Origin of the sequence: Nostoc sp. 2RC (assembly GCF_014222165.1) — a bacterium.
Taxonomy (GTDB): domain Bacteria; phylum Cyanobacteriota; class Cyanobacteriia; order Cyanobacteriales; family Nostocaceae; genus Nostoc; species Nostoc linckia.
Window position 1 is genome coordinate 20985 of sequence record NZ_JACKZU010000049.1, and the last position, 9459, is coordinate 30443.

Annotated in this window: 7 protein-coding genes; 4 read left to right on the forward strand and 3 right to left on the reverse strand. The window is 39.9% G+C overall.

Annotated features, from left to right (window positions below):
* Positions 1–35: 35 nt before the first annotated feature.
* A complete protein-coding gene (locus GNE10_RS08415) occupies positions 36–890 on the reverse strand; it encodes an HIT family protein (protein ID WP_185564543.1) in 855 nt (284 codons plus the stop codon).
* 63 nt (positions 891–953) lie between these two features.
* Positions 954–1757, reverse strand: a complete 804-nt coding sequence (locus GNE10_RS08420; RefSeq protein WP_185564545.1) for a Uma2 family endonuclease — start codon at positions 1755–1757, stop codon at positions 954–956.
* A gap of 447 nt (positions 1758–2204) precedes the next feature.
* On the opposite strand from GNE10_RS08420, the gene GNE10_RS08425 reads away from it, so the two are divergent.
* Together GNE10_RS08425 and GNE10_RS08430 are read left to right on the forward strand one after the other, a co-directional pair.
* Positions 2205–2651 carry a hypothetical protein gene (locus GNE10_RS08425; RefSeq protein ID WP_221642777.1) on the forward strand — a complete coding sequence of 149 codons (447 nt, stop codon included), beginning with the start codon at positions 2205–2207 and terminating at the stop codon, positions 2649–2651.
* 746 nt (positions 2652–3397) lie between these two features.
* Positions 3398–3586, forward strand: coding sequence for a hypothetical protein (locus GNE10_RS08430; protein WP_185564546.1), 189 nt, complete (start codon positions 3398–3400; stop codon positions 3584–3586).
* 374 nt (positions 3587–3960) lie between these two features.
* Here the strand turns inward: GNE10_RS08430 and GNE10_RS08435 are convergent, their stop codons facing one another.
* Positions 3961–6228 (reverse strand): glycoside hydrolase family 65 protein, encoded by a 2268-nt coding sequence (locus tag GNE10_RS08435; protein WP_185564548.1) that lies wholly within the window; start codon positions 6226–6228, stop codon positions 3961–3963.
* A 1076-nt stretch (positions 6229–7304) separates the two neighbouring features.
* Between GNE10_RS08435 and GNE10_RS08440 the strand changes: the two genes are divergently transcribed.
* Positions 7305–7793, forward strand: a complete 489-nt coding sequence (locus tag GNE10_RS08440) for a cell wall metabolism sensor histidine kinase WalK (RefSeq protein WP_185564549.1) — start codon at positions 7305–7307, stop codon at positions 7791–7793.
* Positions 7794–8279: 486 nt separating this feature from the next.
* Entirely contained in the window at positions 8280–9428 is a 1149-nt protein-coding gene (locus tag GNE10_RS08445) for a histidine decarboxylase (RefSeq protein WP_185564551.1), read from the forward strand.
* Positions 9429–9459 lie beyond the last annotated feature (31 nt).

Consider the following 9459-nt stretch of genomic DNA (forward strand, 5'->3'; position numbering starts at 1 on the left):
CAAATTTACTACTAAAAGCTGCCAGTCAAGAAAAACTATTGCTTTTTAGGAATAACGCTTCTAATTCCACTTTTCAGAGAAACAGTATCACCTTTGTAACGAGGGATGATATGAACACTAGCGTGCATAATATTTTGACCTGCTTCTCGATTAATATTCATTCCTACATTAAAGCCATCAGGCTGAAATTCTGTTTTGAGAATTTCTTGCACTTTATTTACCATCAACCAGCAAGCAGATTGTTCTTTAAATGATAGCTCAAAATAATTACTCGTATGACGTTTAGGAATAACTAAAACATGTCCTTTACTTATAGGATAGGCATCAAATATAGCGTAAGCGGTGGCTGATTCAGTTAAGAATTTGAGATTTTTACGGGGATTACAAAATATACAACAATTAGATGAATGTTGCTGATGATTATAGTGAATATATTCATAAACTTCTCGATGTTCATCTAAATAAAGTGAACAAAAAGGAAGTTTGACAATACATTGATATGTAGGTTTTTGGTGAATATAATGTTGTCGGAAACCTTCTTTTTTGATGTCTCTTCTCACAGCGTAATAAGCTTTACCTCCAGATTGTAATAAGTGTGAAACTTGCATCAGAATATTAGCTTGTTCTTCCGCAAACAAAACATTTAAAACATAAAAGCAAATTATGGTATCAAATTTATTCTGAGGATATTCTGGAAAATAATAAGGGTCATAACCTGTAATATCACAACCTTTTTGGCGTAATATTTTCACATCATTACCAAAGCCACAACCAAAGTCTAGTATTTTGCCTTGTAATAGGTTTTGATTTAATAAAAACTGTGCTGGAAATGATAGATAATTTCTTTCCATTGCAGTCAAATGACTGAATTGATTTTTTTGCTGTTTCATAATAATTTTGGTGCAGATGTCCCAAAATTATTATTCCCAGCATTTCTTGAAGTTATGCGATGTCTACGCATCAGGGTCAATACCTAATTCGCGTAACCTTGCTGCTAATATATCAGCACGTTGACGTTCCTGTTCAGCACGTTGGCGTTCCTGTTCAGCACGTTGGCGTTCCTGTTCAGCACGTTGACGTTCCTGTTCAGCACGTTGACGTTCTTGTTCGGCTTGTTCGCTACTCCACAACAGCAAATTTCCTTCTGTATCCCACCAGCGCAGCCAATTTGTAGTTTGGCAAAGTCTTTCGCCATACCAAATTCCCAGGAATAAATCTAACTCAGGAACCCAAAAGCGTCCATTGCTGTCTCCTTGCTGCAAAGTATATCGCCCATTTTGCAAGCAGCGTACTTCTAAACTGGGTTCGTAAGGATCGTAGGTTACGTAAGTTGGAACCTTAAGAATACGTTCGTAGAAATAAAGTTTACCATAAGGTGGAGTTGAGCGAATCGAAAGTTCTCCGCCTTCTGTGTCTGAGAGAAATTCCATCACCACAGCAACAGCACCACCTTCTAAATTCTGGGTATAGCTACGCCGAATTACATCAGCAGCTACAAGGTGTACTTGAGGGACATAAAACCAGTCTGGGGCTTTAACGACGATTTTTTTATTGACTGTGGCGACAAGTCCAAAATTAGAGCCAATTAACATTTGCGGTTGAATGCGTCCTGCGGTTCCTAAAGCATCAGTAAGCGCCGCAGCAAGAGTTGGTTGTTGAATATTTTCCACTGGATCGTCAGGTAAAATAAAATCGGCTGGGAGTGCTTCCCAAGTCACAATTGGTTCTTTTTGCGCGGGCTGAATTTGTAGAACCATAAAACGACTCCTAATATTAATTTCAAAATTATCAGTTATTAGGGTTGTTTAACATACCCCATCTAAAATAGTTCTAATATTTGTAGAAATATAAAGTATTAAATTATTTCATTAAACGAAAATGTAACTATAGAAATCCGGTTTGATATCTGAAATTATTTGCGTGGTGCGCCTTCGCGCAGTGCAAGCGCAATAGGGAGGGAACTCTTAACAGGGAATAGGGAATAGGTAAGAAAGAATCAAAGCGGATTCCTATATATTGGTAGGAAATACCTAAATTAGTTATAAATTATCACAGACAACAAAACTTTTCTTCATCATTGCACCGAATCAAACTTTTATTCTTGATGCAATATTGATAGTATTGATTTAAAGACTTGTGGAATCTGCTGTTTGTAAACAGACTGGACTTGCATAAATTACTATTAACAACTTTCCCCTGAGATTATGAGCCGCTTTGTCTCTATTTTTCTCGCAGGCTTGATAGCTTCTGCTTCAGCTTTGGCTATTTCTCCTAAAGCTGATGCCTCTTATGTTGCTGAGTTGGATAACCATAGTTATCATCAAAATGATGATGCTAACTATGAGCTTCAGAGTCGTAACTACAGACGTGGTGATGATTACCGCGATCGCGATTTTCGCAACATTCGTGATGATGGCCGTCGTTACGACCGGGATAATCGCCGTCACGACCGGGACAATCGCCGTTATGACCGGGACAATCGCCGTTATGACCGGGATAATCGCCGTTATGACCGGGATAATCGCCGTTATGACCGGGACAATCGCCGTTATGACCGGGATAATCGCCGTTATGACCGAGATGGCGACTTTCGCAACATCCGTAACGATCGCCGTCGCTATGAACGCGATCGCTACTGGAATCGTTATTAATGGCTCAGCGTTGATTTATTAAGCTTGGTTCTAATTGACGGTAGGACAAATACAATCTCTTTTTCCATTCATTCTAAAAGCTGACTTTTCACTCTTATTGGCAAAACCTCGCTTCTATTTCCTAGTTAGCAAGCTTTTTAGGGGTTAGGCTTAGCATTAGTTTTTGTACAGAGATGAAAAGTCAGATTTCATTTGTTGCAACTTTACATTCCCTGTTCCCTTGGTTGTGTTAATTCTTTTAAAAAAGCTAATGCAATCAGTTTATCAAACAGAATATATGCGTCATATCATGTCTGCCTAATCACTTATCAAAAAAATTCTCCGCGTCTGCGCTTCTCTACGTCCCCGCGTCAGTCCTAATGATAAATCTTCAACCGGACATGATATCAGAATACAGGAAAGGTATTTTGTGCGACTCACTGACACTACGCTATCAGTGGCGGGTCTGAATCCCTCACTGATAGCGTAGCGGGAGCGAGGAAAGAGCGGCAAGATTGCTGAATTTTGTATTTTGAATTCTGTATTCTTCTTTGAGAATATGCCTTATGCATACAACAAAAATTTTTCATTATACTTCAGAGGAAATTTTAATTTAATCCAAGGCAGTATATTTAGCTAATTTCTTTCTAACTTTAGGATAGTTTAATCTCGAAAAGATATATTTATAAATAAAAACATAGGTATTACAACTTATGTTTTTTAGACATATATTGTAAGACATTTATACCAAGTTGAGGTAAACAATTATGTCAGAGCAAGATAATCAATCTAATTTACTTGTGGAACTATCTCCTGAAGAGCAGGAAGTTCAAACAGGGGGTTTTTATGGCGGTTTTTACCCCTACGGTGGTTTTTATGGTGGCTTTTATGGCCCTGGCTTGTATGGCCGTCCCTTGTATGGCCCTGGTTTGTATGGTCGTCCCTTTTACTTCTAGTAGTTCGCCAAGTCAACTTAGCGGGGTAAAGGGTAAAGGGGAAAGGGGAAAGGTTTTAAATCCCTTACCCTTTTCCCCTTACCCTTTCCCCAGCTCTCACAAATTTTTGGGTTGGCAGACCACTAGAATGGCTCCTCCTACTCCCTATTTTCAAGTTATATCAAGTTCGGATAATTACTGATAATTCAAAACTCTCCCTTGTCTCCCCGTCTTTACGTCCCAGCGTCATATCATGTCCGTATAATTAGTTATGATTCTGTGGAACTGGTTCGGGGAGCGCATACTCTACAAAAAGGCGTTTCAGCTACGACGCAAACCGCCAAGACTGCGACCCGCGAACCACAAATCTTTGGGAGAAATTAAGCTTTTTTTGCCTAAATTTCCACTTCTACCAAGCTGTTCGCAGTTTCTTCTACCAAACTGGGAACTTTAGCTTCTTGTTCAACTCCCAGGTCAAAGTCATACCACTCATCACGCCATTGCAGGCGAAACTTCAAACGCGTCCAGTGAGATGGAAGATTTGGACAAGCCACCGGGCCAAACTGAGTCATGCGGATACCGCCAAATCCAAATACCACTGCTTGCCAAACTCCTCCAGCACTGGCGGCGTGAATTCCTTCACCTGCGTTGAGTCGGACATCTTCTAAGTCTACCAAGGCCGATCGCATGAAATGTGTATAAGCTGCGGTTGGTTGATTCAAATCGCAAGCTAAAACGGCGTGAATGGCTGGGCCGAGTGATGAACCGTAGGTGTGGTCTGTGCGTTGGTTGTAATAATCCCAATTAGCGGCAAGGGTGTTATAGTCATAACGCTCCCGCAGTAAAAACAAAAGCATTAACACATCTGGTTGTTTGAGAATCTGCTTTTGGCTTGTGGCTTCAATTCCCAATAGGCCTTGCAGAGATTTAGTACGCGGTTCGTAATCAGCAAAGTTAATGTCTTCTAGCTGGAAAAATCCTTCAAACTGCTCAATTAAGCCGGTTTTTACATCTTGATTCACGAATAAATTCTCTGAGATTTCTGCCCAATGGTGCAAACGTTCTGTGGTTAAGTTGAGTTTTTGCACTAATTGGGTTGAGGTTTCGGGGTATGCTTGCTTGAGCCAGTCCCACAGTGCCAAAGCTGATTGTAGATGCCACTGTACCATGAGATTGGTGAAGGCGTTGTTATCGACGCGATCGTGGTTTTCGTCAGGGCCAATGACATCGAGAATGTCATAGCTGTGGCGTTCTTGGTTCCACTGTACGCGACTTTCCCAGAAAACCGCCGTATCCAGGATAATTTCGCCCCCGTAATCCCGTATCCATTCATCATCGTTGGTGGTGTGCCAGTAGTGTAATGCTGCATAGGCGATATCTGCGTTGATATGCACTTCGATGTCACCACACCAAATACGGACTAATTCACCTGTGGGAGTCGGTACCCAGCGCGGGGTGACTTCATCGCCAGTAACAGCACTTTCCCAAGCAAACATCGCTCCTTGATAACCTGCTTCTTGGGCTTTGCGCCTAGCTCCTGGTAAAGTGTGATAGCGGTAGGTGAGTAAGTTCCGGGCTAAGGCGGGCTGAGTGTAGGTGAGGAAAGGAAGCATGAAAATTTCTGTATCCCAAAAAATGTGTCCGCTATAGGCAAAACCGGAAAGGCTTTTGGGAGGAATGCTCACTCGGTCATCGTTACGGGGTGTGACGGCTAGTAACTGGAATAGATTATAACGGACACTTAATTGAGCTTGGCGATCGCCTCCAATAATAATGTCACTGTCTTGCCACACTTGTTCCCATGCAGCAATGTGAGCCGCCAACAAAGTCGCGTACCTTGGTTCGCTACCAAGCCTTTCTATGGCTGCGGCAATGGGGAGTTCTGTCTCCCGTGAAGTAAATACAGTGACAATCTTTTCCACAGCCACCGTTTTTCCTGGGTAAAACTCAAAGGAGGTCGCCAAAGTGGGAGAACTGCAAACATTTTCGACACCCACAGCTGTCGTGTCATCATCTTCGACCACTAACTTAGCCACCATTCCCAATTGAATCACTGAGTGCAAAGTTTGACTGTTGAGCCAGATAATTCGATCTACACCACCTTGATTTATCGTTCGCCAATGTCTAACGCCTTGGGTATGTGGTTCGCTATCAAACCCCGCTTCCACAGTCACTTCACCCTCAAAGTCTACGGATGTGATTTGAGTACGAATAGCTAAAACATGTCGATCTGCTAAACTAGCGAAGCGCTGAAAGTGAAAATCTAAAGTATGACCGCTAGGACTACGCCAGCGCACATCACGACTAACTAAACCCAAACGCAAATCAAGCCGACGTTCGTAGTTGAGAATTTCACCACTATTCATACTAAAGCGTTCACCTGCCACTTTGACTGTCAATGGCAGCCAGTTAGGACAGTTCACAAGTTCAGTATGAGCAATTTTTACATCATCATAAACACCATGAATCAGCGTGGCACAAGAATCCTGAGGATACCCTTCCTCGAAACTACCTCGCACTCCTAAATAGCCGTTAGCAAGGGTAAAAACTGTTTCTTTATGATGCAACCGCGTTGGATCGAATTCCGTTTCAATAACGTTCCAATCAGTAGTATCAATCAATTGCTGATTTTGTTGAGAATTTTGAGTGGACACGTTGAGCATGAGTAATAAAACCTATATCTTGGGACTGGCTGTGGACGGGATGAAATACACTCAGGACTAATAATCGGAACGGGATTTGATTTGGAGAATCACTTGTAGAGAGGGAAATTTGATAAAAAGGATTAAAGGTGTACTTAGCTTGGCAAAAATTAAGTATGAGTCCCACGTCAAATGATTCATTCCTTGTCTTTAGCATCTACACTTGCAATATAGGCTAAACACAAAAAAGCCACATTCTTAACAACAGTAACGTTTCATATTTCATCTGTCTACAGTTAGATTTCTTTGATAATAGAAGCTACAACTCATAAATCTCCATCAGAAACAAATTGCTACAGTTTTTCTCTAATTTCTGCTACACAGCAGAACTGAAGTTAAACGTGTATCGAATCTGGCTTGAAAATAAGGAGTAGAGAGTAGGGGTTAGATAAGCCTGTTTTTTCTTGCTCCTGTTAATGAGTTCCCGCAACTCTGTTCTTTTACCTTTGAACTGCGATGACCGACTTCTAAACTCGAAATGTCAAGCTTTTTTCTTGAAACTTCATAACTTTTTGTTCTTCTGCCAGAAGTGATATATTGGCACTTGAGCAGAAGAGGACAAGGGAAAGGGGAGAATTGACAGCCCACAGCAAGAAAAAACCCTTGTTCCAAATTGTACGATCCCCTGTCCTGTCTACGGCACGCTCCCGAAATATATATGAAATAATTTAAAAGGTTTGTGTCGAGATACCTAGTGCTAAACATCAAGCGTTGGTATTAGGGACTTCCAAGTAAAAAAATATTCCATAGAAGATTGTTGACTGTTGACCGTTGACGGTTGACAGTTAACAGTCAACAGTCAACGACTTTAAGTGGAATAATTTATTTTTTGGAGTTCTCTTACAAGCCTTGTCTTGAGATATGGGATTGTCCCTTTCAACTCCATGCTGACCATCGCCAAAGCACCGCAAAATGAAGTATACGACTTTTTGAGCGAACAACAGTGCCAGTTTCTAAATAATCTCTAAGAAAGCGCTAAGAACCTCTTGGAATTAATCAACCATATCCTCGACTTAACTAATATTGAATCTAACAAAATGGAACTACAACTTGCTTCGACTTCAATTCAAGAACTATGCGACTCTTGTTTCAACTTTATTAAACCTCTAGCATTGCAAAAAAATATCCAGTTAAGCATACAATTACCTGAAGAACTCCCACTCATCCAAGTTGATGAAGAACGCATTCGAGAAGCATTTATCAATTTGTTAAGCAACGCCGTGAAGTATACTCCAGAGGGAGGCAAAGTTTGGATTGAAATTCTACCACACCCCACAAACCAACATATCTTTTTCAGCATCGTAGATACTGGTATTGGTATTCCTTCCGATGACTTGTTCCAATTATTTCAACCTTTAGACTCTGATGAAAGTTCATACACTCGTCGTTCTGGAAACACAGGTTCAGGATTACTAACTGTGCAAAAAATTGTCGAGTCCCACGGTGGTAGTGTCCATGCTGAAAGTCAATTAGGCAAAGGTAGTAGATTCACAATCAAGCTTCCTTGGAAAAAGATGGGGGAATGAGGGACGTGGCGACGCGGTGAGACTCAGAAAATTTCGCAACTAAAAAATTTTCATAATCAACCGTAGCTGAGGACATAAGCTGAGGGTAAAACCTTGACACCAAGAGACTTTCAACCCTCTTCGCTGTTCGCTACTATCAGTAATTATCCGTATTTCCTTTTAGCGAACAAGCTTTGGTGCAAAGATCCACAGACATTTTAATAAGTGATTATCCGGATTTGATATCAATTCCGGTTGAATACTTACAGTATTCTTAGATATTTACCTATTAATAACAGGTTACTAAATTCAATATTTAAATATTTTCCAGTAGTGATACTTGGAAATCTTCAAATAGAATGCCAAATATTTTTCCGTATTTGCACTGATTTTATTTTTCATAAAAAATTTCATACTTTCTAAGATAAAAAAATAGTAAAGAAATAGGGTTATATCAAGAATTTAGACTAAAACTTCCCTTGAATCAGAACTAAAGAAACACAGAGTATGTCAGACAGAGTTACTGAAGAGTTAGGAAATTTTTTCCAAACAATAGAAAAGCGATCGCATTTTCATGCAGGTTATCCATATAATTTAACTTGCGATTACAGTGAGATAGTTAAATCATTTAATTACATGCTAAATAATGCTGGAGATCCTTATGTAGAACCAGATTTTGGTCTCCATTCTCGTCAATTTGAGCAAGAAGTATTATCTTTTTTTGCCCAATTATATAAGATTCCCGAACATAAATTTTGGGGTTATGTTACCGCCGGGGGAACAGAAGGAAATTTATATGGAATGTTTTTAGCAAGAGAAATTTATCCCAATGGAATTCTTTATTCATCACAAGATTCTCATTACTCAATTCCCAAAGCAGCTAGGTTATTTCGCATCAAACATCAAGTTGTAGATTCTCAGATTAATGGTGAAATGGATTACGACCATTTTGCAGAACTCATTAGCCAAAATCGTGAATATCCAGCAATAATAAATTTAAATATTGGCACTACTGTTAAGGGTGCCATCGATGATCTAGACAAAGTTCTAGAAATTTTAGAGCGTTATCAAATTAAAAATTATTACATTCATTGTGATGCTGCACTTTCAGGATTAATATTACCTTTTTTAGATGGCGCTCCCCAAATTAACTTTCAAAAACCCATAGATAGCGTGGCGATTTCTGCTAAATTCATGGGTTCTCCATTGCCTTGTGGCGTGGTTTTAACTAAGAAGAAATGGGTAGAAAGAGTGGAAACAATGATTGAATATATTGGTTCCAAAGACACAACTATTCTCGGTTCTAGAAACGGCCACGCTCCTCTAATTCTGTGGTATGCACTGCAAAGCAGAGGTTATAACGGCTTAGCCAGAGAAGCAAAGACTTGTATTCGGAATGCTCAATATCTTTTTCAACAGCTTCAATTGAGAGAATATCCATGTATGCTCAATAAGTTCTCCACTACAGTCGTCTTTAAAAAACCTTCTCAAAGGTTAATTAAAAAATGGCAGTTAGCAAGTTTTGAGAATTGGGTACACATTGTAGTCATGCAAAATATCGATAGAGAGAAAATCGATACTTTTATTGATGAACTTGTATTAGAACAAAGATTGTTTGAGCAAGTAAAAGATTTAGAGCTACAGGCAGTAAGCTAAATTATGATGGGGCATTGGGGATGGGGCATGG